26 protein-coding genes and 1 pseudogene are annotated in these 22,785 nt (G+C 64.2%); 12 read left to right on the plus strand and 15 right to left on the minus strand.

The window, feature by feature from the left end; genetic code table 11:
- Positions 1–42: 42 nt before the first annotated feature.
- From ACOJSJ_RS12605 to ACOJSJ_RS12615, 3 genes are all read left to right on the plus strand, one after another.
- Positions 43–660, plus strand: coding sequence for a DNA-3-methyladenine glycosylase family protein (locus ACOJSJ_RS12605; RefSeq protein WP_420145328.1), 618 nt, complete (start codon positions 43–45; stop codon positions 658–660).
- A 3-nt stretch (positions 661–663) separates the two neighbouring features.
- A complete protein-coding gene (locus ACOJSJ_RS12610) occupies positions 664–882 on the plus strand; it encodes a DUF2188 domain-containing protein (RefSeq protein ID WP_420145329.1) in 219 nt (72 codons plus the stop codon).
- A gap of 96 nt (positions 883–978) precedes the next feature.
- The gene (locus ACOJSJ_RS12615; protein WP_420145330.1) at positions 979–1,413 is read left to right on the plus strand and encodes a response regulator; all 435 of its coding nucleotides are present in this window, start codon (positions 979–981) and stop codon (positions 1,411–1,413) included.
- Here the strand turns inward: ACOJSJ_RS12615 and ACOJSJ_RS12620 are convergent.
- Positions 1,361–2,902: a sensor histidine kinase gene (locus tag ACOJSJ_RS12620; RefSeq protein ID WP_420145331.1), complete on the minus strand. Its 1,542-nt coding sequence runs from the start codon at positions 2,900–2,902 to the stop codon at positions 1,361–1,363. The two genes, ACOJSJ_RS12615 and ACOJSJ_RS12620, sit on opposite strands and share 53 nt — an antisense overlap.
- Entirely contained in the window at positions 2,895–4,178 is a 1,284-nt protein-coding gene (gene murA, locus ACOJSJ_RS12625) for a UDP-N-acetylglucosamine 1-carboxyvinyltransferase (RefSeq protein ID WP_420145332.1), read from the minus strand. The genes ACOJSJ_RS12620 and murA overlap by 8 nt, the downstream gene beginning before the upstream one ends.
- 222 nt (positions 4,179–4,400) lie before the next feature.
- On the opposite strand from murA, the gene ACOJSJ_RS12630 reads away from it, so the two are divergent.
- Positions 4,401–5,135 (plus strand): Crp/Fnr family transcriptional regulator, encoded by a 735-nt coding sequence (locus ACOJSJ_RS12630; RefSeq protein ID WP_420145333.1) that lies wholly within the window; start codon positions 4,401–4,403, stop codon positions 5,133–5,135.
- 58 nt (positions 5,136–5,193) lie between these two features.
- Here ACOJSJ_RS12630 and ACOJSJ_RS12635 read toward each other — a convergent pair whose 3' ends face one another.
- Both ACOJSJ_RS12635 and ACOJSJ_RS12640 read right to left on the minus strand, forming a co-directional pair.
- On the minus strand, positions 5,194–5,451 hold the full coding sequence (locus tag ACOJSJ_RS12635) for a hypothetical protein (RefSeq protein ID WP_420145334.1): 258 nt from the start codon (positions 5,449–5,451) through the stop codon (positions 5,194–5,196).
- The gene (locus tag ACOJSJ_RS12640) at positions 5,451–6,017 is read right to left on the minus strand and encodes an HNH endonuclease (RefSeq protein WP_420145335.1); all 567 of its coding nucleotides are present in this window, start codon (positions 6,015–6,017) and stop codon (positions 5,451–5,453) included. Before ACOJSJ_RS12640 ends, ACOJSJ_RS12635 begins: the two co-directional genes overlap by 1 nt.
- Positions 6,018–6,138: 121 nt before the next feature.
- On the opposite strand from ACOJSJ_RS12640, the gene gluQRS reads away from it, so the two are divergent.
- The 5 genes from gluQRS (at position 6,139) to egtD (ending at position 10,695) form a co-directional block, all read left to right on the plus strand.
- Positions 6,139–7,071 (plus strand): tRNA glutamyl-Q(34) synthetase GluQRS, encoded by a 933-nt coding sequence (gene gluQRS, locus ACOJSJ_RS12645; protein ID WP_420145336.1) that lies wholly within the window; start codon positions 6,139–6,141, stop codon positions 7,069–7,071.
- 10 nt (positions 7,072–7,081) lie between these two features.
- A complete protein-coding gene (locus tag ACOJSJ_RS12650) occupies positions 7,082–7,315 on the plus strand; it encodes a twin transmembrane helix small protein (RefSeq protein ID WP_420145337.1) in 234 nt (77 codons plus the stop codon).
- Positions 7,316–7,509: 194 nt separating this feature from the next.
- A complete protein-coding gene (locus tag ACOJSJ_RS12655; RefSeq protein ID WP_420145338.1) occupies positions 7,510–8,364 on the plus strand; it encodes a GGDEF domain-containing protein in 855 nt (284 codons plus the stop codon).
- A gap of 97 nt (positions 8,365–8,461) precedes the next feature.
- Positions 8,462–9,730, plus strand: a complete 1,269-nt coding sequence (egtB, locus tag ACOJSJ_RS12660) for an ergothioneine biosynthesis protein EgtB (protein ID WP_420145339.1) — start codon at positions 8,462–8,464, stop codon at positions 9,728–9,730.
- A 5-nt stretch (positions 9,731–9,735) separates the two neighbouring features.
- Positions 9,736–10,695, plus strand: a complete 960-nt coding sequence (gene egtD, locus ACOJSJ_RS12665; RefSeq protein WP_420145340.1) for an L-histidine N(alpha)-methyltransferase — start codon at positions 9,736–9,738, stop codon at positions 10,693–10,695.
- 248 nt (positions 10,696–10,943) lie between these two features.
- Here egtD and ACOJSJ_RS12670 read toward each other — a convergent pair whose 3' ends face one another.
- The 3 genes from ACOJSJ_RS12670 to ACOJSJ_RS12680 all read right to left on the minus strand — a co-directional run bounded on the left by ACOJSJ_RS12670 (position 10,944) and on the right by ACOJSJ_RS12680 (position 14,198).
- Entirely contained in the window at positions 10,944–11,651 is a 708-nt protein-coding gene (locus ACOJSJ_RS12670) for an HAD family hydrolase (RefSeq protein WP_420145341.1), read from the minus strand.
- Between the two features lie 85 nt (positions 11,652–11,736).
- Positions 11,737–12,816: a DUF1176 domain-containing protein gene (locus tag ACOJSJ_RS12675; protein ID WP_420145342.1), complete on the minus strand. Its 1,080-nt coding sequence runs from the start codon at positions 12,814–12,816 to the stop codon at positions 11,737–11,739.
- A gap of 68 nt (positions 12,817–12,884) precedes the next feature.
- Positions 12,885–14,198 (minus strand): NupC/NupG family nucleoside CNT transporter, encoded by a 1,314-nt coding sequence (locus ACOJSJ_RS12680; RefSeq protein ID WP_420145343.1) that lies wholly within the window; start codon positions 14,196–14,198, stop codon positions 12,885–12,887.
- A 171-nt stretch (positions 14,199–14,369) separates the two neighbouring features.
- Here ACOJSJ_RS12680 and ACOJSJ_RS12685 point away from each other — a divergent pair, with 171 nt between their 5' ends.
- From ACOJSJ_RS12685 to ACOJSJ_RS12695, 3 genes are read left to right on the plus strand one after another with little or no spacing between them, the layout of a single operon-like run.
- The gene (locus tag ACOJSJ_RS12685) at positions 14,370–15,257 is read left to right on the plus strand and encodes an intradiol ring-cleavage dioxygenase (RefSeq protein ID WP_420145344.1); all 888 of its coding nucleotides are present in this window, start codon (positions 14,370–14,372) and stop codon (positions 15,255–15,257) included.
- An 18-nt stretch (positions 15,258–15,275) separates the two neighbouring features.
- Positions 15,276–16,043 (plus strand): response regulator, encoded by a 768-nt coding sequence (locus ACOJSJ_RS12690; protein ID WP_420145345.1) that lies wholly within the window; start codon positions 15,276–15,278, stop codon positions 16,041–16,043.
- A gap of 8 nt (positions 16,044–16,051) precedes the next feature.
- Positions 16,052–17,362, plus strand: coding sequence for an ATP-binding protein (locus ACOJSJ_RS12695; protein ID WP_420145346.1), 1,311 nt, complete (start codon positions 16,052–16,054; stop codon positions 17,360–17,362).
- A 5-nt stretch (positions 17,363–17,367) separates the two neighbouring features.
- Here the strand turns inward: ACOJSJ_RS12695 and ACOJSJ_RS12700 are convergent, their stop codons facing one another.
- The 8 genes and pseudogenes from ACOJSJ_RS12700 to ACOJSJ_RS12735 form a co-directional block, all read right to left on the minus strand.
- The gene (locus ACOJSJ_RS12700) at positions 17,368–17,838 is read right to left on the minus strand and encodes an ArsR family transcriptional regulator (RefSeq protein WP_420145347.1); all 471 of its coding nucleotides are present in this window, start codon (positions 17,836–17,838) and stop codon (positions 17,368–17,370) included.
- Entirely contained in the window at positions 17,816–18,214 is a 399-nt protein-coding gene (locus ACOJSJ_RS12705) for a hypothetical protein (protein ID WP_420145348.1), read from the minus strand. The genes ACOJSJ_RS12700 and ACOJSJ_RS12705 overlap by 23 nt, the downstream gene beginning before the upstream one ends.
- A gap of 103 nt (positions 18,215–18,317) precedes the next feature.
- Entirely contained in the window at positions 18,318–18,662 is a 345-nt protein-coding gene (locus ACOJSJ_RS12710; RefSeq protein ID WP_420145349.1) for a hypothetical protein, read from the minus strand.
- A 67-nt stretch (positions 18,663–18,729) separates the two neighbouring features.
- The gene (locus tag ACOJSJ_RS12715; protein ID WP_420145350.1) at positions 18,730–19,221 is read right to left on the minus strand and encodes a LuxR C-terminal-related transcriptional regulator; all 492 of its coding nucleotides are present in this window, start codon (positions 19,219–19,221) and stop codon (positions 18,730–18,732) included.
- A gap of 272 nt (positions 19,222–19,493) precedes the next feature.
- Complete coding sequence (locus ACOJSJ_RS12720) at positions 19,494–19,901, minus strand: DUF805 domain-containing protein (RefSeq protein ID WP_420145351.1); 408 nt, start codon at positions 19,899–19,901, stop codon at positions 19,494–19,496.
- A 121-nt stretch (positions 19,902–20,022) separates the two neighbouring features.
- On the minus strand, positions 20,023–21,372 hold the full coding sequence (locus ACOJSJ_RS12725) for an LLM class flavin-dependent oxidoreductase (RefSeq protein ID WP_420145352.1): 1,350 nt from the start codon (positions 21,370–21,372) through the stop codon (positions 20,023–20,025).
- A gap of 103 nt (positions 21,373–21,475) precedes the next feature.
- A complete protein-coding gene (locus tag ACOJSJ_RS12730; RefSeq protein ID WP_420145353.1) occupies positions 21,476–21,646 on the minus strand; it encodes a hypothetical protein in 171 nt (56 codons plus the stop codon).
- 110 nt (positions 21,647–21,756) lie between these two features.
- Positions 21,757–22,785, minus strand: a pseudogene (locus tag ACOJSJ_RS12735) (translational GTPase TypA); the annotation flags it as partial.

The following is a 22,785-nucleotide window of genomic DNA, read 5'->3' on the forward strand; positions in this document are numbered from 1 at the left end:
CGGACGGGGGGCGGGAAATCAAGGGGGACGAAGGGCAGCGCCATGGTCAACAGCGTCGATGAACTGCGCATCAGCCTGGACGCGATCGCCGCGCTGGAACCCGGCTTTGCCGCCGCCATCGGCCGGGTCGGATACCCGCAGCCGCGGGTGCGCGAACCGGGATATGAAACATTGCTGCGCACCATCGTGGGGCAACAGGTCAGCGTCGCGGCCGCCGCAGCGGTCTGGCGCAAGCTGGAGGCGGAACTGGGCATGGGCTGCGCGCCGGACGCATTGCTGGCCCGCGATTTCGACACGCTGCGCGCATGTGGCCTGTCCCGCCAGAAACAGGGTTATGCCCGCAGCCTGGCCGAACTGGTGCTATCCGGGGTACTGGACCTCCACGCCCTGCCGCCGGACGATGAAGACGCCATCGCGCAACTGGTGCAGATCAAGGGCATCGGCCGCTGGTCGGCGGAAATCTATCTGTTGTTCGCCGAAGGACGGCCTGACATATGGCCCGCAGGCGATCTGGCCGTTCAGATAGAGGTTGGCCGCATATTGGGCCTGCCCGAACGGCCGAGCGAGAAACTGACCCGGCAACTGGCCGAAGCATGGCGTCCGCATCGCGGCGCCGCGGCGATCATGGCCTGGCACCATTATAACACCGAGGTATTGTAATCCATGTCCCTGCCCCACGCCCGCTACATCGTTCTGGAACATGAAGGCGTCTGGAAGATCAATCTGGACAATAAATATTACGGCCCCTTCCCGACGCAGGCCGCCGCCATCGAAAGCGCGACCGGCACGGCGCGCAAGGCGAGCGAGGCGGGCTATCCCGCATCCGTCCTGTTGATGAAAGGGACGCAGTTCGACACTGTGTGGACCAGCCTGACCGAATGATGCGCCGCCATCCCACCGAGTAATAAAAAATGTCGATCGGCGGGAACCGAAAGGCGAAAGAGGCTTTTTTCGATACCAGCGTTTGCAGGTCAGAGAATGAGCAAGAAAATTCTAATCGTCGAGGACGAGATTTTCGTCGCGCTGGAAATCGAACAGATCGTCGAGGACGCGGGATTCACGGTGAGCGCGATTGCCGCCGATCGTGAAGCCGCGCTGGCCGGGGCCGTCGATTGCGACATCGCCCTTGTCGACCTTAATCTGCGCGATGGGCCGACCGGTCCCCAGATCGGCGTGGAACTGGCCACGCGCCATGGCATCCGCGTCATCTATGTCACCGCCAATCCCGCGCAGATCGGCGAGGCATCGGTCGCAGCGTTGGGCGTGATCACGAAACCGTTCCGCGCGCAGAGCATATCGGCCGCGCTGTGCCTTGCCGCCAATGATCAGCCCGACATCGCCAGTGCCGACATTGCGGGCTTTACGCCGTTCCTGCCGCGCGGCTCATCGAACGCAATGGAATCCAGAGGCTGAGGCGCAGGCCGTCCACCTGCCATTCCCGCTTGATCCGCCCGCCCAGCTGCCGCTCGACGCTCAACGTCATCAGCCGGCTGCCGAACCCGTCCGAACCGCCCGGCACGACCGCCGGTCCGCCTTCCTCGCGCCAGTCAATGCGGACGTCATCCTGCTCCACCGACACATGCAGGTGCACCCGGCCGTCGCAGGTCGACAGCGCGCCATATTTGGCCGCATTGGTCGCCAGTTCGTGAAAAAGCAGCGCCAACGGCGTGGCGGACCGGTCGTCGATGCGCGGGTCGTCCCCCGACAACAGGATGCGTGACTGGCCATCGGCGCGATAGGGCGCGAAAATTTGATCCAATACGCCCCTTAGCCGCCCTTCGTCATAGGCGATCTGCGACGCGGATTCGACGCTGTGCGGGCGGACGAAATCATGGGCACGGCCCAGCGCCAATATGCGGTCGCGCAGATCGTCGGCAATATCGCCGATCTGCGGATGCTGTCGCGCGGACAGGCCGATCAGCCCCGCAATCACCGAAAAGATATTCTTGATGCGATGGGACAGTTCATGCGCGATCATCTCGCGCTCGTCGATCATCAGCTTCTGTTCGTGAATATCGGTGCAGGTGCCGATCCACCGCACGATCGCACCCGCGCTGTCCCTGATCGGCAAGGCCCGCCCCAACGTCCAGCGATAATCGCCGCTGGCATGGCGCAGCCGATATTCGATTTCATAAGGATCGCCGGTCGCAAGGCTGCGGCGCCAGCGCGCCCATGCCCGGTCCTGATCGTCGGGATGGAACATGCCGTTCCACCCTTCGCCATCGGTCGAACCGGCGGGCACGCCGGTATATTCATACCAGCGGGCGTTATAATAATCATGATAGCCATCGGGCAGGGTTGACCAGACCATCTGCGGCATGGTGTCGGCCAGCGATCGGAACATGCGGTCGCTGTCGGCGACGGCGGCGGCATCCATCCGCTGGCGGATGATGGTGTCCCGGTCCCGGCGGCGCCCCTCCAGCTCCATCATCACCTGCCGCGCGAGCAGGGACAGGCCCTGCCGCTGCACCGGCGTCAGGTCTTCGCGCGGCACCGTGTCGATGACGCAGAGCGCGCCCAGCGGATCGCCATCCGCACCGACCAGCGGCGCACCGGCATAAAAGCGGATATGCGGTGCGCCGGTGACGAGGCCATTGTCGACGAAGCGCGGATCACGCGTTGCATCGGGCACCAGAAAAATATCCTCGCCCAGCATCGCATGCGCGCAAAAAGACACGTCGCGGGGCGTTTCGCTGGCGTCGACACCGGTGCGGGCCAGAAAGCGCTGGCGCACATCCTCCACGATGCTGAGGAGCGCGATCGGCGCGCCGCACAGCTGCGCGGCAAAGGCCGTAATGTCATCCAGACTGCGGAAGCCGCCGGCATCGAGATCGTACAGCGCCAGCAGCGCCGCGCGATCCGTGGCCAGACCGCCCGTCGCCCGCCCGGTCGCGTCAGCCATCGCTGACCCGTTCGATGTCCGCGCCCACGGCGGACAGCTTTTCTTCCAGCCGCTCATAACCCCGGTCGAGGTGATAGACACGCTGCACCTGCGTTTCGCCTTCGGCCGCCAGACCGGCCAGGATCAGGCTCATGGACGCGCGCAGGTCCGTCGCCATCACCGGCGCGCCGACCAGCCGGTCCACGCCCCGCACTACGGCGGTGCGGCCGTTGACCGCAATGTCCGCGCCCATGCGCGCCAGTTCGGGCACATGCATGTAACGGTTTTCGAAAATGGTTTCGGTCAGCACCGACGCGCCATCCGCCTTCGTCAGCATCGCCATGAACTGCGCTTGCATGTCCGTGGGGAATGCCGGGAATGGCGCGGTGGACAGGGTCAGCGGCTTCAGCTTCCCATCCGATTCGATGCGAATGCCGTCCTTGCGCGCATCCACATGCACGCCCGCGTCGCGCAGAGCCGCCAGAATGGCGTGCATGTCGTCGGCGTTGGCGCCGATCAGGTCGACCGACCCGCCCGTGATGGCGGCGGCGCAGGCATAGCTACCCGCCTCGATCCGGTCGGGCATCACGCTGTAGGTCGCGCCATGCAGCCGTTCGCGGCCGTGGATCACCAGCTTGTCGGTGCCGATGCCTTCAATATCCGCGCCCATCGCGACCAGCAGTTTGCACAGGTCCACGATTTCCGGTTCGCGTGCCGCATTTTCCAGGATGCAGGTGCCCTTGGCCAGCGACGCGGCCATCACCGCATTTTCGGTGGCGCCGACCGATACGACCGGGAATGTGTAGATGCCGCCGGGCAGACCCCCGTCCGGCACGCTGGCGCGGACATAGCCCGCCGTCGTTTCCAGCGTCGCGCCGAACGCTTCCAGCGCTTTGAGATGCAGGTCGATCGGGCGATTGCCGATGGCACAGCCACCGGGCAGCGACACGCGCGCTTCGCCCACGCGGGCGAGCAGCGGACCCAGCACCAGGATCGACGCGCGCATTTTCCGTACGATGTCATAGGGCGCCTCGGTCGATGTGATGCGGCCCGCGCGCATGGTCAGGACGCGACCGAAATCTTCCGGCCGTGCGCCCTCGATCATGGTCGATACGCCCAGCTGGTTCAATAGATGGCCGAAACTGTCGACGTCGGCGAGGCGGGGCAGATTGCGCAGCGTCACCGGCTCGTCAGTCAGCAACGCGCAGGGCAGCAGCGTCAAAGCGGCGTTCTTCGCGCCGGAGATGGGAAGGCGGCCGTTGAGCGCGTTGCCGCCGCGAATGTGAATGCGGTCCATTGGGCAGGGTTAATAACGTCTATTGCGTCCCGCGCAAGGCGGCTGCGCGTTCATTTGCGGCGCGGGCATAACACGACGCCAGGCATGCGAACGGACCGCCAACTGCAACATTATTGCAAAGCGGGCGGCAACCTTGATCGAGTTTAGTGCACGTCCTGAAAATGCAGCCAAAAGGCACTTAGGGCGTTTTGCCATCGTAACGACAATAGGAAAAAGGTGTTCTTGGTGGCAACGAGTTGTTTCGCGGAAAGACTGGCAAAACAGGTGCCGCTGTCCGATGCGGAAAAAAAGGCATTGGCCCGGCTCGAAGAAAATCCGCGCAAGGTAAAGCGCGGCGTAATGATCCAGCGGGTCAACGAAACCGTGACCGAGCTGTTCGTGCTGCGCGAAGGGCGGGTGATGAGCTTCGTCATCCTGCCCGACGGCAGTCGCCAGATTCTGCGCGTCTATTTTCCCGGCGATTTCATCGGATCGGCCAGCACCATCTACAGCAAGGCGCCCGAATCGCTGGTCGCGCTGTCGGATGCGATCGTGTGCCCGTTCGACAAACATGCGCTGCGCCGCCTGCTGGACGAATATCCACGTGTTGCCGCCCTGCTGTTCCTGTTGTCCAATGCGGAACGGGTGGCGATGACGGATCGTCTGGCGGCGCTGGGCCGCACGTCGGCAAAGGCGCGGGTTGCCTCCTTCCTGCTCGACATGTTCGACCGGCTGCGCGTCACGGACGACAGCATCATCGACAGTTTCGACCTGAAGCTGACGCAGGAGGAAATCGGCGATTCGATCGGGCTGACATCGGTGCATGTGAACCGCATGATCCGCCAGATGGAACAGGAAGGGCTGATCAGCCGCTCCAACGGACGCATCACCCTGACCGACATGGCCCGGCTGGAGGAGATCGGCCATTATACCAACCGGCACAAGGACATGGATCTGGACTGGTTGCCCGTCGGCTGAATAACCCCGGCCGACCCTTCAGCCGTTCGCGCCCTGGGAAATATCCCATGACCGCAGACTATCTGCGTTTGGGTTCCGGCGGGAAGCAAGTCGTGCAGCGTCGCCAGCAGGTGACGCCCGGCATGGCCACCGCCGGGGTCAGGCCGCGTTCGGGATAAAGGCCGGTCAGGATCGCGGGCGATACGCCTTCGGGCGCGGCGCGATTGTGACACATCAGGCAGTTGCGGACGTAACGCGCGCGGGTAAGGCCGCTATGATCCTCCTGCCCATGCGCCAGCCCCGGCAACAGGGCCAGCACCGCGAACAGCGCCCGCATCACGCCATCAGCTCGACATCCCAGTAAAGCCAGTCATGCCAGCTTTCATGCAGATAGCCGGGCGGGAAAGCGCGACCATGTTCCTGCAATTGCCAGCTGGTCGGGCGGATCGGCTGGACATACAGGCTCATGCCCGCTTCCTTGGGCGTACGCCCGCCTTTTTTCAGGTTGCAGGGCGAACAGGCCGTCGCGACATTTTCCCATGTCGTGCGCCCGCCCGCGCGGCGCGGCACCACATGGTCAAATGTCAGGTCGGTCATGCAGCCGCAATATTGGCAGGCGAACCGGTCGCGCAGGAACAGGTTGAACCGGGTGAAGGCGGGATGTTCCGACGGCCGCACATATTGCTTCAGCGCGATGACCGACGGAATCTTGATTTCCACGCTGGGGCTGTGAACCTGTCGTTCATAGCTGGCGATGATGTCGACCCGATCGAGGAACACCGCCTTAATCGCGGTCTGCCACGGCCACAGGCTGAGCGGATAATAGCTGAGCGGCGTGTAGTCCGCATTGAGAACGAGCGCCGGGCAGTTTTCCGGGTGCCGTATGAGGTCGGGATGGTACATAAAAACCTTCTTCCCCCTTGTCGCGGTTGCTGATCGTCCAGCAACGTGACAAGCGCATGACAGCATTAACGAATATCTCCCGTCAAGAGCCTGTATGAGTCATTCAGCCATACCACAGCATATGGTGACCCGCTTCGCCCCCAGCCCGACCGGGCCATTGCATGTCGGCCACGCCTGGTCCGCGCTGATGGCGATGGACATGGCGCGCGCGGCCGGTGGCGCCTTTCGCCTGCGGATCGAGGATATAGACGGCACGCGCAGCCGCCCGGAACATGTCGCCGGAATCATGGCGGACTTGCGCTGGCTGGGCATCGCGTGGGATGGCGACGTCATTTTCCAGTCGCAACGCCTTCACCACTATGACGCGGCGCTGGACCGGTTGCGGGCGATGGACCTGCTCTATCCCTGTTTCTGTACCCGCGCCGACATTCAGGCCAGCCTGACCGCGCCGCACGGACCGGAAGGAACAGTCTATCCGGGCACCTGCCGGGGGTTGAGCCTGGACGATCGGGCGCGCCGGATCGCGGCGGGCGATGCCCATGCCTGGCGCATCGACATGGCGCGGGCCGTGGATCGGGCGGGTCCGCTCAACTGGACGAGCCTGCCCTTTCCCGTTGGGGCTGGGCCTGTCGAAGCCCCTTCTTTGCCTTCAGACAGAAACGGCCCTTCGATAAGTTCGGGGCGAACGGAACAAATGGTTGCCGCCCCCCTCTCCCATGGCGATGTCGTCCTGGCGCGCAAGGACGCGCCCGCCAGCTATCATCTGTCCTGCACGCTCGACGATGCGGCGATGGGGGTGACCCATGTGCTGCGCGGCGACGATCTGCGCGGGGCGACCGACGTCCACCGGCTGATACAGGCGCTGCTCGGCCTGCCCAGCCCGGCCTACGTTCACCATCCCCTGCTGCTGGGGGCGGACGGACGGCGGCTGGCCAAGCGCGACGGGTCGATCGCGCTGGCCGATCTGCGCGGCGCCGGCATGGACCCGGCGGCGCTGGCGTCGAACCTGCGCGCCGGACGCTTTCCCATTGGCATTATGATCGCAAGCGCCTAGCATAGCGTCCATGAACACCATCCTCGTCATCGCCCTGATCCTGGCCATGGCCGCGACGCTGTTCGCGCTGATCAGGGGCATCGTCGCCTTCCTTCAGACCACGAAGGAAGATCTGAACGCACCCGAAGGCAGCGGCCCCAGCCCAGCGCGACTGAAACAGAACAAGATGATGATGAACCGCATCCTGTTTCAGGCCGCCGCGATCATCATCGTCGCGATCCTGCTGATGTCAAAGGGGCACTGAGCCTTCGCAAAGATCCGCCATATGGCGCCAGATCGATCGATTGGCGATGCCGCATCGCAGCAATCAGTCGGAAACACGGTCCGAATCCCCCAGGCCACGCTTTATCCGGCAACACAGGATTAACCCTGTTTCTTCACACCGCGTTTAGAGCCACGGGCAGAAGTGATTTCCGGTCGCAATAGCCGGGTCTCGCCATGCAATTCTATCTCGCAACCTCCTTCATTTTTCCCCGTTCACTGCGGCTGCGCCTGTTCGCGCTCTGCTTCGTCGCCACGCATCTGCCGCTGATCGGCTATCTGACATGGGGCTTTGCCAGCGGTCGCATCCAGTGGACCGAATTCCTGCTGCTGACCGCCGCGACCGTGGTCGGCACGGGCATCGCCCTGCTCGGCATAGGCGCGCTGCTCAGCCCCATCCAGACGCTCGCCGAAACGCTGCACCGCAATGAAGGACAGGCGTCCGCGCTGCCGGACGTCGGGGATGTCATCCATACGCTCTATGTCGGGGTTCAGCGCGCCGCCCACGCCACGCGCGAACGGCTGGACGACCTGCATCAGGCCGCGCATGAAGATCCGCTGACCGGCATCGCCAACCGGCGCGGTTTCCTGAAACATATGGAATCGCTGCCTGTCGACCGGCGCAAGGGTTGCGTCGCCATCATCGACATCGACTATTTCAAACGGGTCAACGACCTGAAAGGCCATGAGGAAGGCGACCGGGTGCTGGCCGCATTCGCCACTCGCCTGTCCGCGCTGGTGCGCCGGGTCGATATGGTCGCCCGCTGGGGTGGGGAAGAATTTGCGATCTTCTTTCAGGATTGTATCGAGGATGAAGCCAGCTGGTCGCTGGCCCGCATCGCCAGCCGTATGCGCAGCGACCCGATCGGCGAAGTGAACGACCGCCCAATCAGCTTTTCGGCGGGCGTGTGCCGGTGGACGGGCGTCGATCTGGAAGACACGTTGCGCCGCGCCGACGACGCCCTTTATGACGCGAAGCAGTCCGGCCGCGACCGGGTCTGCCGCGCCGCCCCGATCCTTCAGGAAGTATAATCGCGCAACACATTGTGAAACAGGCCGGAACCTGCGGTCGGGTTCATGCGCTTGATCCTTTCAAGAGAACGGCACAACCGTATCGGAAAGGACAGGCGTGGCCAAAAGCTGGACGGATGCCCGTCAGGATGACCTGGAACAACGCTATCGCACCGTCCGCGCATTGACGCTGGCACTGGCTGCGCCGCTGTCCGACGCGGACGCCACGGTTCAGTCGATGCCGGACGCGTCGCCCGCAAAATGGCATCTGGCCCATGTCACATGGTTTTTCGAAACCTTCGTCCTGCGCGACCATGTGCCCCATTACCGGCCGTTCGACCCGCATTACGCCTATCTGTTCAACAGCTATTATGAGGCGGAGGGCGCACGCCATGCCCGGCCGCAACGTGGCATGCTCACCCGCCCGTCGCTGGACGACGTCCGCGCCTATCGCGCCCATGTCGATGCCGCGCTGATCGACGCGCTGGGCATGTTGCCGCAAGCGGCGCGGGCGCTGGTGACGCTGGGCCTGCACCATGAACAGCAACATCAGGAATTGCTGCTGACCGATCTGCTCCATCTGTTCTCGCTCAACCCGCTGGAGCCTGCCCTGTTCGACGCCCCCAACGCCACGCCGGTCGACCTGCCCGGCCCGCTCCACTGGATTGAGGGGCGACGCGGGCTGGTGGAAATTGGCGACGAAGGACGCAGCGGCTTCGCCTTCGATTGCGAAGGCCCGCGCCATAAAACCTACTTGAACCCCCATGCGCTGGCCCACAGACCCATCACCAATGGCGAATGGATCGCCTTTATCGAGGATGGCGGCTATCGCACCGCCGCGCACTGGCTGTCGGATGGCTGGGCATGGGTACAGGCGGAAGGGATCGACGCGCCGCTCTACTGGAAACAGGGCGATCAGGGCTGGACCCGTTTCGGGCTGGACGGGCGGCAACCGGTCAATCCCGCCGCGCCCGTCACCCATGTCAGCCTGTATGAAGCCGACGCCTATGCCAGCTGGGCGGGCGCAAGGCTGCCGACCGAAGCGGAATGGGAAAGCGCGGCGCAGAATGTCGCCAGCATCAGCGGCAATCAGCTGGACGACGCCACCTGTCCCCGCCCCCGCCCTGCCGAAGATGGCACCGGCCTTACCCAGATGTTCGGCGATGTGTGGGAATGGACGGGCAGCGCCTATCGCCCGCATCCCGGCTTTCGCACCGCGCATGGCGCGGTGGGTGAATATAATGGCAAGTTCATGTCCGGCCAGTTCGTGTTGAAGGGCGCCAGTTGCGCCACCCCGCGCGGCCATGGCCGGGCCAGCTACCGCAATTTCTTCTACCCCCATCAACGCTGGCAGTTCACCGGGCTGCGGCTGGCAAAGGATCTCTAATCCCCATGTTGCTGACCGATAATGCCCCGGCCCATGGCCATCATGCCGATCCCGCCTTTCTTAACGACATCATCGACGGCCTGTCGCGCAGCCCAAAGGCCACGCCGCCCGTCTGGTTCTATGATCGGCGCGGGTCGGAACTGTTCGAAGCGATCACCGACCTGCCCGAATATTATCCCACGCGTACGGAAACCGCGCTGCTCGCCGCCCATGGTGCGGATTTCGCCGCCGCCATCGGAACCGGCCGCGCCGTTGTGGAATTTGGCGCGGGCAGCGCGCGCAAGACGCCCCATCTGCTGCGCGCCATAGCCCCTGCCGCCTATGTCCCTATCGACATCAGCGGCGATTTTCTGCACGCCAGCAGCGCGGAACTGGCCACCGCCTTTCCCGATCTTCCCGTGCTTCCGGTCGTGGGCGATTTCAACCAGCCCATGACCCTGCCCGCCGCGATCGACGACCTGCCCCGTCTCGGCTTCTTTCCCGGTTCGACCATCGGCAACATGGAACCGGACGCAGCGGTCGACCTGCTGCGCGCCATGCGCCGCCTACTGGGCGATGAGGCGAAGCTGCTGATCGGCATGGACCGGATCAAGGATCGCGACCGGCTGATCGCCGCCTATGACGATGCGCAGGGCGTGAAGGCGGCGTTCAACATGAACCTGATCACGCGGATCAATCGCGAACTGGACGGCGACCTGCCCATCGACGGCTTTGCCCACCGCGCATTGTGGAACGATGCCAAGGCGCGGATCGAAATGCATCTGGAGGCGCAGGCCCCACTTCATTTTCATGTCGCGGGCCAATGTTTCCGCATGGAAAGGGGTGAAACCATCCATACCGAAAGCAGCCATAAATATGGCGCGCGCGACGAACGGCTGCTGCTGCGCGCGGGTGGATGGGAACCCGCGATGGAATGGCTGGACGCCGAAGGATTGTTCGCGCTGGTGCTGGCGGAGGCGGCGTAGACAGCGAAACGTGGCAGTATGCCGCCATGGCATGCCTCCGCGCGCATAATCCAGTTAGACCTTATCCCGCCCCAGCGCAGGCTGGGCTTTCAGGATATGGCGCGGCATGGCCTGAACCGGGCACCCCTGCACCCCCGCCTGAAATGCCGCTGGGCGTCACATCCCTGCCAGCGACCGCTGCATGACGAACATCATGGCGCCGACCTTTTCTGATTGAAGGTCGAAAGCCGCTTGTCCGCCTTCCGCCCTTATCCCGTCGCCAGCAGCAAATCCCGCAAATCGGTCAGGCTGGGCAGCACATGGGCGCAGGCGAGCACCAGTTCCTCGGTCGGGGGCAGCAAGTCGGGCACCATCACCGTCGCCATCCCTGCCGCCGTTGCCGATCGCACGCCTGCATGGCTGTCTTCCACCGCGACGCAATCGGCCGGATCGACGCCCAAGCGCGCCGCCGCAAGCAGATAGGGTTCGGGATGTGGCTTTGGTTGATCCACGTCGCTGCGCGTCACGATGACGTCGAAATAATCGATCAGGCCCGCCTTCGCCAACCGGTCCTGCGCGAAAGGCGCGGCGGTGGAGGTTGCGAGCGCCATCGCAATACCCGCTCGCCGCAGATGATCGAGCAGCAGCACAGCACCGGGCCGCAGGGCGATCCCCGCATCCACAGCCGCCTCAAATAGCGCGTCACTCTCTGCATAGAAGCGCGCGAGCGGAAAGTCCGGCCCCATATGCTGCGCCAGCATCCGCTCATTTTCATCGCGGTGAATGCCGACCATCGACAGCAGCAGTTCGTCCGACATCGGCCAGCCGATCGCCTGCCCCGTTTGCGCGAAGGCATGGCGATGCGCCGCCTCCGTATCGATCAGCGTCCCGTCCATGTCGAAGATGACCGCCCGGATCGGGTCCGGCAGTCTGGATACAGCGGGCAGGGAAGCGGATTGGCGCAATGCTTGGGTCATGTCACCGATATGGATGCACTTCGTTCCAGTTCCATTGCAAAATGCGCAGCGCCAATTGCGGAAACGGCACCGCGTATATGCGCGCCTATTCCGTCACCTGCGCCTTCCACGTCGTGATCCAGTGCCACGCGCCGCGACATTCCCCCATCGCGCTCGCTTCGATCAGCCGGAACCGGCTGCCGTCCCAGACATAGGCTTCGCTGCCGCCGCAATCGCCGATGCCACGCCCCTTGGCATAGCTGTCGAGGCGCAGCTTGTCCGCCGTCCATCCGGCATTGACCAGCATCGGCTTCACCTCTTCCTCGCTCCAGCCCGGCTTATAATCGAACCCGGCAAAGCGGAACGCGCGGCGACCCGGCTCCCCGGTGGCGATGACCGCGATGGAGGTGGCGTTATAGGCCCCGGTGCCGCAGGGGACCAGAATCAGCGTTTCGGCGCGCGACAGGCGATGCAGTTCGGGCGTCTGCATCCCCTTCATCTCGTCGGTGCAGCCGGTGAATTTGCCGATGGAAGTCAGTTCCTCGCGCCACAGGCTGGCGGGCGCGCCGCCGGTCGGCAATGCCGCGCGGCGGATGGACGGCGCGACCGGCGCCGCGCGCACCGCGATCGGACCCATCACCCCCGTCGCGACCAGCGCCGTGCTGGTCCCCGCGCGCCCCTGCCGCGCATCGATATAGCGCAGCGCAGCGCCGGAGCCGGCCAGTGAAGGCTTGCCCAGCGACTTGGTGCCCGACCTGATTTCCAGCGCATTGCCCCGCGCCATGGCGATGGCCAGCGCCGACGCCTGCGGCCCGCGCACGGTGGCGTCGCCGTCCCGGCTCATCGCGCTGGCGATGCGGCGCCCGTCGACATGGAAACTCAGTTCCCCGCCGCTCTTGGAATCGCGACTGACCCATACTTCGGCGTCGGTGTCGGGACCGGCATCGCGCACCACGCCCACCATGACCGGGCTGTCGGGCCAGTCGCTGCCCTCCGCCAGCAGGGACACGGCCTCACACCGGTTGCGATTGTCGCATCCGACGGTCCAGTCCTTATAGGTTTGCAGCGCACCGGGCTTCGGCCCCGACGCCGCTTTCGGCGCGACAGGCGCAGATGTTTGCGCGCCCAGCGAAGCCGTCCAGCCCAGAGCCGCCAGCGCGGCCAGCAAAAAATGCTTTGTCCCCATGGGTTAACCATAACCGATTTGCATCGGCAGGGGTAGGGTCTAACGTTACGCTTCCTTTACGACCGCGATCAGAGGCTGAGCATCAGCCCCGCCAGCGCCGCGCTCATCAGATTGGCCAGGCTGCCCGCCACCAGCGCCTTCAGCCCCAGCTTCGCGATCATCGGTCGCTGATTGGGGGCAAGGTTGCCGGTCACCGCCATCTGGATCGCGATGGAGCTGAAATTGGCGAAGCCGCACAGCGCAAAGGTGATGATGGCGATGGTCGCGGGCGACAGCGCGCCCTGCACCTGACCCAGATTGATATAGGCGACAAATTCATTCAGCACGACCTTGGTGCCGAACAGGCCGCCCGCAACCTGCGCTTCATTCCATGGAATGTTGAGCAGATACATGACGGGCGAGAAAACATAGCCCAGCAGCATCTGGAAACTGAGGTCGGGATAGCCGAACCAGGCGCCGATGCCCCCCAATATGCCGTTGGCCAGCGCCACCAGCGCGACGAAGGCCAGCACCATGGCGCCGACCGCGACGGCCAGCTTCACGCCGGTCTGCGCGCCCTGCGCCGCCGCCATGATGATATTGGCGGGCTTTTCCTCGTCATGGGTGGCGACCGGCATGGGTTCGCCCGGCGTCGTTTCCGCGTTCAGCGCCTGCGACACCGCCGCGCTGCGCCGCATTTCGGGCAGGTGGATGTCGTCTTCCAGCGGCAGTTCGGGTTCACGCTCCGGCTCGTCGGGCATCATGATCTTGGCCATCAGCAGACCGCCGGGCGCCGCCATGAAACTGGCCGCCAGCAGATAGTCGATCTTGATCCCCATGGATGCATAGGCGGCAAGAATGGTGCCCGCCACGCCCGCCATGCCGCTGGTCATCACGGTGAACAGCTGCGGCGGGGTCAGGCCCGCCAGATAGGGGCGGATGACGAGCGGGCTTTCGCTCTGCCCCACGAAGATATTGGCCGCCGCGCACAGGCTTTCCACCTTGGACACGCCCGTCACCTTCTCGATCGCGCCGCCGACCCAGCGGACGACGAACTGCATGATCCCCAGATAATAGAGGATCGACACCAGACTGGCGAAGAAGATGATGACCGGCAGCGCCGCGATGGCAAAGCTGGCCCCGCCCATTTCGGGCTTGGCCAGCGGGCCGAAGATGAAATCGGTACCCGCCTGCGCATAGCTCAGCAGGTTCGAAACCCCCTTCGACATGCCGCCGATGATGGCGCGACCAGCCGGGACATAGAGCACCAGAATGGCGATTCCGGCCTGAAGCAGGAACGCTGCCCCCACGACGCGCAGCCGGATGGCGCGGCGATTGGACGACAGGGCGAAAGCGATGGCAAGAATGAGGACGATGCCGGCAAGGCCGATAAGAAGATGCATGAAGCGCTTTCGCGGGAAATGACAAACCGCGCGACTATATGGCCCCGGACGTCGGGATGCCAGAGCGTTTCCATGCTACAAAGCCGCTACATCGGGCAATCGGGCGGAGACGTCGCGCGTCCAGACATGATCCTTGAGGGTCTTTGCAGGAAGACAGGAGGGATCGAGACCATGTCGGGACGGGATGACGCGCATGATCACGGGTTGCAGCATGACCTGCAACGGATGCACGATCTGGCGCGGGAGAATATCGGGCGGCGGCGCACTTTGCGGCTGCTCTTTTCGGTGAGCGGCGCGGCGCTGATCGGCGCATGCGGTGGCGGTTCGGCATCGTCCGGCGAATCGACCAGCACGACAACCCCGGCTCCAACGCCTACCCCCACACCGACGCCGACCGCCACCGGCAGCTGCGTCGCCGATCCGGAGGAAACCAACGGCCCCTACCCCGCCGACGGCTCCAACAGCCGCAACGGCACGGTCGTCAATGTGCTGGACGACAGTGGCATCGTGCGCGGCGACATCCGCTCCAGTTTCGGATCGTCTACCGCCACGGCCAGCGGCCTCTACACGACGCTGACGATCACGCTGGTCAATGTGAATGGCGGCTGCGCACCGCTGGCGGGCTATGCCATCTATATCTGGCATTGCGACATCAACGGCAAATATTCGCTCTACGACCTGCCCGCCGAAAATTATCTGCGTGGGCTGGGGGTGACCGACGCGAACGGTCAGCTGACCTTCACGACCATCTTCGCCGGATGTTATGACGGGCGATACCCCCATATCCATTTCGAGGTCTATCCCAGCCTGGCGCGGGCAACGGCCTATGGCAACCGCATCCTCTGTTCGCAATTCGCCATGCCCGCCGCGACCTGTTCCACCGTCTACGCCACCAGCGCCTATGCCAGCAGCCGCAACAATTTCGCGGGGGAAAGCATCAGCAGCGACAATGTATTCGGCGACAATTCGGCGGCGCAACAGGCGGCCATGACCATCGCCATGACCGGCGACATCACCAACGGCTTCACCGGCACGGTCACCGTAGGCGTCGCGATCTGAACCACGGGAATTGCACGGATGACTTTGCAGGGGGCGATGTACGCCGATATGCTGCCCGCCATGGACGGTTCACGCATATTGGTGGTCGATGACGATGCGGACATCCGCACATTGTTGTCGGACTTTCTGGAACAGCATGGCTTTGTCGTGACGGCCGTATCCGACGGCGCGGCGATGGACCGGACGCTGGCGACGCAGGATTTCGACATTGCCGTGCTGGATGTGATGATGCCGGGCGAAGACGGCCTGTCGATCCTGCGCCGCCTGTCGGCGCGGGGCGGCCTGCCCATCATTATGCTGTCGGCGATCGGCAGCGACGTCGACCGCATCGTGGGGTTGGAAATGGGGGCGGAGGATTATCTGCCCAAACCGTGCAACCCGCGCGAATTGCTGGCGCGGGTGCGCACCGTGCTGCGCCGCCACCGGCGCCATGCGGAACAGGCGGCGGATACGGGCGGGCGCAGGCTGCGCTTTGCCGGGTGGCAGGTCGATCTGGGCGCGCGCCTGCTGACCGATCCCGACAATGTCGTCGTCACCCTGACCGACGGGGAATTCCGCCTGCTGCGCGCTTTCATCGAACACCCGCGCCGGGTGCTCAGCCGCGACCAGCTGCTCGATTATTCGGCGGGCAGCGAAAGCGAAAGCTACGACCGGGCGATCGACGTGCAGGTCAGCCGCCTGCGTCGCAAGCTGGAACGCGGCGCGCGCCCGGTCGGCACCGACGAACTGGTCCGCACCATCCGCCATGAAGGCTACATGTTCACGGCCGAAGTGCGCCCGGCTTGAACCCGATCATGACGCCCCCCAATCCGTCGATCCTGACCCGCATCGTCGCGCTGGTCGCGGCGACGCTGCTGCTGGCGCTGGGCGCGATGATGCTGGTCACCTTTCGCGGCCCGCCGCCCCATGCCCGGCCGATGATGCCGGGCGAGGCCGCCGCCCTGCTTCAGGGCAGCGCCGCCCCGGCCGGCAGCTGGACGGTGACGCGATACCTGTCCGACCGCATGCCCGCCGCCGAACCGGACCAGCTGGACGACCCACGCGGCGCCGCGCATATCGCCGCGCTGATGGGCCTGCCCCCATCCGACGTCAACCTGCTGCGTCAGCGTCCGCCGATGCGGCTGGACGATCCCGATCGCCGCATGATGATGCAGGCCGAACCCGGCCGGATGATGCTGCACGGCGCGTTCCTGCTGGCGCGCCGCACGCGCGATGGCTGGCAACTGGTGCAGGCGCGGCAGGGCGCGAACGAGCGCTGGTACGCCATCACCCTGTCGCTGATGGCGGGCATTTTCATCCTGCTGCTGCTGCCCGCTTATTGGGTGGCGCGGCGCATTACCCAGCCGATCCGCATGCTGGCCGACGGCGCGGCGAACGAACGGCCCGAACGCGCCGATCCGCTGCCGTTGACCGGCCCGCCCGAAGTGCGCGCGGTGGGCGCCGCCTATAATCAGATGCGCGCCCGCATCGCCGACTATCTCAACGAACGCACCGCCATGCTGGTGGCGATCGCCCATGACCTGCGCACCCCGATGACACGCCTGTCCTTCCGGCTGGAGGCGCTGCCCGACGGTCCACGCGCAAAGGCGCAGGCGGATGTGCAGGAAATGCGCGCCATGGTAACAGACCTTCTGGACTTCATGCGGGGGCAGGGCGATCCGGCCGCCCATATTCGCATGGACCTTAGCGCCATCGTCGCAACGCTGGCCGACGATCAGGCGGATATGGGACAGGATGTGGTGGTGACGCGCAGCGACCGGGCGGTGGTGCGCGGCGACGCGGTGGCGCTGCGCCGCTGCATCGCCAATCTGATCGACAATGCGGTGCGCTATGGCGGATCGGCGCGGATCGCCCTGACGGTCGCCAACGGCCGGGCGACGATCGCGGTGGAGGATGATGGGCCGGGCGTGCCCGAAACGGCTATCGACCGCCTGTGCGAACCCTTCTACCGGGGGGAAGCATCGCGCAATCGCGAAACCGGCGGCGTCGGTCTGGGCCTGGCCATCGCGCGGCGCATTGCCGACGATCATCGCGGGCGGCTGAACTTCGTCAACCGCATCGGCGGCGGCCTGCGCGCCAGCATCCTGTTGCCGTTGGACGACTGACGCCGTTACGCGTCCGCCAGCGCCAGCGAGAACCAGGACGCCATCGCATCGATCGCCAAGGGCGACAGGCGGATGGCCCGGCGGCGGCGGCTGTTGGGGGAACTGCGATATTCGTCCAGCAGGCCGCGCCGTTCCATGACGCCCACCTGCCCCACGACGATATTGAGCGAAAGGCGCAACGTCTCGCTCAGCTGCTCCAGCGTCAGCGCACGCCCTTCCAGCTCGCCCTGATAGAGCAGCAGCAATATGTCCCATGCCGGATCGGTGAACAGATTCTGCCCGAACAGGGTCGCCCGCACCCGCCGCGCCTCCACATAACGTGCAAGGGCGGGAAGCTGGTCGCTCCCCTCCCCATCCAGTATCGCCGGTTCTTCCTTGCGGGCGTGAAAATTGCTCAGGCAGCGTTGCAGGGCGACCACCAGATCGACGGCCTCCTGGCTGGGCAGGTTTCGGTCAGGCGGGATATGAACGGTCATGGAACGCTTTCCGGTCGAGTTCGATGCCGATGATCGTGAAGAGCATCAGCGGAATGACCCAGACGGTGCTGAGGCTGGCGTAGATGAGGTCGGTGAACCGCGGCAACATCAACGTGACCACATGGGTCAGCACGGTCATCAGCTGGCACGCGGCGGCCCAGACCGGCCAATAATGGGTGCTGCGCAGCATCAGCCAGATCAGAAACGCCAGCAGCAATGCGTCGACCAGCATCAGCCACATCTGCGTGGCATGCCACGACCCGGCCAGTTGCGCGGGGATGGTCAGAAGGACGCAGCCCAGAAAGGCGCCGGTGAACCACCGGCCGTCGCGCCCGCCAAAGACCATGGCGAACACGCAACCAAACAGGGTCAACATCCAGAAAAAAAGGATCATCAGGAAAGAGGAAGCCGCCAGCATCTGCATTTCCGATAGAGAGGGGGGGCAATGGTCATGCAGATGCCGACGACTTCCACCCGGATCAAGCGACCAGGGTCAGGTGACGCGCCGTTTCCTGTCGTTCCAGCTCGAAACCGATCGGGCAACCGACCGACGTGACGGGAATGGCGCTATGTTCAAGGCAACGGGTCAGAAGGGCGGTGGCGCGGATCATGTCGCTGCGGCCTTCGATGATCTTGGTCGCGCTTTCATGGATCTGCTTGATGATGCGCTGGCTTTCGCTGGCGGTCAGGCCCGATCCCTGCGACGCGGTCAGAAAGGCGGTGGTCAGCTGCGCGGCATCGACCAGCGCATTGTCCAGAGAGGCGAAGGCCTGGCGGGTCTGATCGGCAACGGCCTGAGTCTTGACGGGGTCGAGGTTCAGCACAAGTCTTCTCCTTCGCACGCGCCCTACCCTGGACGGTGCGTTTTTCAGCATGGCGATATGGGAATGATCAACCCAGAACCCGGAAGGCCCCGGCAAGCAGCAACAGCAAGGTGACAAGTCCGACGCCGGTCAGAACGGCGGCGCGGATCATCGCCAATATGCGGCCATCGGTGCTCAGTTCATTGGTCGATCCCCCTAGCGGCGGGCCGAAGGACAGGATGTTCTGAAGGACCGTCGTCCGATCCGCCTGTCCATCCGCCCTGTCCGGCTGAACAAGGGATGACGCAGGTTCGGGATCGGGCGCAAGCGGCTCTGGTTGATATATCAAAGGCTGATATGTGTCAGATTGGGGCTGCAGTTGCGCCGCCGAAACGAACAGGCGGGCCGCCTCCTTGCGGGACGGGACGCCATATTTGCGCAAACTGGTGCGGACGCGCTGATCGACCGTATGCTCCGACACCTGAAGCTGCCGTGCGATTTCCTTGGAATTGAAGCCCTGCGCCACCAGCCGCAGGCACTGCTTTTCCCCCTCGCTCAACGCTGGCAGGGTCTCGGCCACTCCGTCATTCCTCCTGCATGAACCCCTTTTCCGGCCAACGATCGACCGGTTCGGAAAGGCTCAGCCACCCACGTAAAGATCACCAATGAAGGTTGCGATTCGGTTTGCGCCGATCGCTAAATTGGCATGACAGGGTACAGGGGTGCAATGCGGATGGACGGATGCGCATCCTTATTTCCGCAATGGACAAGGATGCGCGCCGCATGGCCGGGCCGATCCATCGGCCCGGCCATGCCGTAACGGCGCCGTCGAAGGCCCCGTCGATGCGCGTGTCAGCTGAAGATGTCGCCCACGTCGGCCGCGCTTTCCTTGGGGTCGGGACCGAAACGATTGGGTCCGCGCGTGCCGTCCAGACACATGAAGACCAGCACGATCAGCCCGCCGACATAGGGCACGAAATTGATCAGCACGAACCAGCCGCTTTTGTCCTGATCGTGGAACCGGCGTACCTGTACGGCGATGGACGGGATCAACAGGCCCAGCACCAGCAGGCCCAGAAGAACGAACAGGACCGAACTCCCGCCTGAACCACCGCCGGATATGGCGCCCAACAGGCCGCCCACAATCCCCACCGCCAGGGCGACGAGAATATAACCAAGCGCGAACATCCAATATTCCTTGCGCCGCGAACGCCCGGAAAAATCGGCATAGCGCTTCAACGGCAGAAACATATATTCCATCTGCTGTCCCCTGTTAGTGGAACAGACAGGCTAGGCCGCCCAAACGCGAATGTCTCGCAAAAAGAAAGCCGCCCGGTTCCGAAACGGCCTCCTTCCTGTCCGTCACGCCATTCGGGCCGGATCAGGCCGCGCTTCTGGTCCGCGCCGCCATTGTGTGGCGATTGTCCGGCTGGGCAAGGCCCAGATGATCGCGGAAGGTCGCGCCTTCATAATCGGTGCGGAACAGGCCGCGCGCCTGAAGGATCGGGATCACCCTGTCCACGAACAGGTCGAGCTGCCCCGGCAAGGGTTCGAAGATCACGAACCCGTCGGCCGCTTCGCTTTCGAACCAGTGTTGCAACCGGTCCGCCACCGTCTCCGCCGATCCGACGAAAGCGCCGCGCGGGGTTGCCAGCCGCTCGGCAATCTGGCGCAGCGTCAAGTTGCCTTCCCGCACCTCCGCCAATATGCGCAGCGTCCCGCTCTGCTGGCTGTTGAGTCCGATATGTTCGACATCGGGGAAAGGCGCGTCGAGGTCATATTGGCGGAAATCATGGTCGTTGAAGGTACGCGACAGATAGCCAAGACCGGTGTCGATCGATTCCAGCGCGGCCAGTTCGCGATAGCGCGCCTCGGCATCCGCATCCGTATCACCCACAATCGGCGCGATGCCGGGCAGGATGAACAGCTGGTCGGCGTCGCGGCCAAAGCCCTTCGCCCGTGCTTTCACATCGGCATAATAGGCCTGCCCCGCTTCCTGCGTTTCGGCATGGGTGAAGATCACCTCTGCCCGGCGCGCGGCGAAATTGCGTCCCTCGTCGGACGCCCCGGCCTGAAAGATGACCGGCTGCCCCTGCGGCGTGCGCTTGATGTTGAGCGGGCCACGGACTTGGAAATGCTCGCCCTTATGATCCAGCCGGTGCAGCCTGTCCGGATCGACGAATTGCCCGCTATCCTTGTCCGCGACATGGGCGTCCGCTTCCCAACTGTCCCACAACCCCTGCACCACATCCAGATATTCGGCGGCGATGCGGTATCGCACCGCATGGGGCGGATGTTCGGCCTTGCTGAAATTGGCCGCCGTATCGCCCAGCCAGCTGGTGACGATGTTCCACCCTGCCCGGCCTCCGCTCAGATGATCGAGCGATGCGAACTGCCGCGCCACGTTGAAGGGTTCGGAATAGCTGACGGTCAGGGTCGCGACCAGTCCGATGCGCGACGTCGTCGCCGCCAGCGCGGACAGGATCGTGATCGGTTCGAACCGGTTGAGATAATGCGGGCTGGATTTTTCGGTGATGGACAGGCTGTCGGCGACGAACAGGAAATCGAACTTGCCGCGCTCCGCGGTCGCCGCCTGCCGCTGATAATGGGACAGGCTGGTGCTGGCGTTCACGTCGCGGTCGGGATGCCGCCAGTCGTTCCACGTCCGCCCCACCCCGTGCAGGATGAAGCCGAGTTTGATGTGCCCCCGCGCCGAAATCTGTTCTGTCATGGCCTTGGCCTTTCGATCGGATGATGGACCGATGATAAGGCGGCGATGAAGGACGGTTCCAACGCGTTATGCTGGAACCATTATGAGTTGGGCAAATGCGGGGTCAGGATTTGGGAGCGGCCTTGTCCTGCTTCGCCTTGTGCGCGGCCAGCAAGGCGTCGATTTCCACGATGCGCTGGCGCTGCGGCGTATCCTTGGCCAGCCCTTTCAGGCGACATTCGGCCCATAGGGAACGGCGCTCGCTGTTCAGGGCTTTCTGGTAAAGATCGGCCATTTTTCGGCTCCTTCAAAAACAAGAGGCCGACGCCTCACGACGCCGGCCCCTTTGATACTGTATCAACCCTGATAGATCAGGCGGCCTTTTGTTCAGGCCACCCTGATAAATCAGGCGGCCTTGGACCGGCTCATGCGCTTGCGCTCGTTCGGGTCGAGGTAACGCTTGCGCAGACGGATGGTCTTGGGCGTCACTTCGACCATTTCATCGTCGTCGATATACGCGATGGCCTGTTCCAGCGTCATCTTCTTGGGCGGGGTCAGGCGGACGGCGTCGTCCTTGCCGCTGGCGCGGAAGTTGGTCAGCGCCTTCGACTTCATCGGGTTGACTTCAAGGTCTTCTGGCTTGGCGTTTTCGCCGATCACCATGCCTTCATACAGCGCTTCGCCCACGCCCACGAACAGGATGCCGCGTTCTTCCAGCGGACCCAGCGCGTAAGCATTGGCTTCGCCCGCACCGTTGGAGATCAGGACGCCATTCTTGCGGCCTTCGATCTTGCCCTTATGCGGACCGTACTTTTCGAACAGGCGGTTCATGATGCCCGTGCCGCGCGTGTCGGACAGGAATTCGCCATGATAGCCGATCAGGCCGCGCGACGGCGCGGAGAAGGTGATGCGGGTCTTGCCACCGCCCGACGGGCGCATGTCGGTCATTTCCGCCTTGCGGATGTTCATCTTGTCGACGACCGTGCCGGAAAACTCGTCATCGACGTCGATGACGACGGTTTCATAAGGTTCGGTCTTGCCGCCATTTTCGTCTTCGCCGAACAGCACGCGCGGACGCGAGATGCCGAGTTCAAAGCCTTCGCGGCGCATGGTTTCGATGAGGACGCCCAGCTGGAGTTCACCGCGACCGGCAACTTCGAAACTGTCCTTGTCTTCCGATTCCGTCACCTTGATGGCGACGTTGGATTCGGCTTCGCGGGCCAGACGATCGCGGATCATGCGGCTCGTCACCTTGCTGCCTTCGCGGCCCGCCATCGGCGAATCGTTCACGGCAAAGCGCATCGACAGGGTCGGCGGATCGATCGGCTGCGCCTTGATCGGCGTGTTGACCTGCGGGTCGGCGATGGTGTTGGAAACGGTCGCGACGGTCAGACCGGCGAGCGAGATGATGTCGCCAGCCTTGGCCTCGTCCAC

The sequence above is a fragment of the Sphingobium sp. genome (genome assembly GCF_048594625.1).
Classification (GTDB): domain Bacteria; phylum Pseudomonadota; class Alphaproteobacteria; order Sphingomonadales; family Sphingomonadaceae; genus Sphingobium.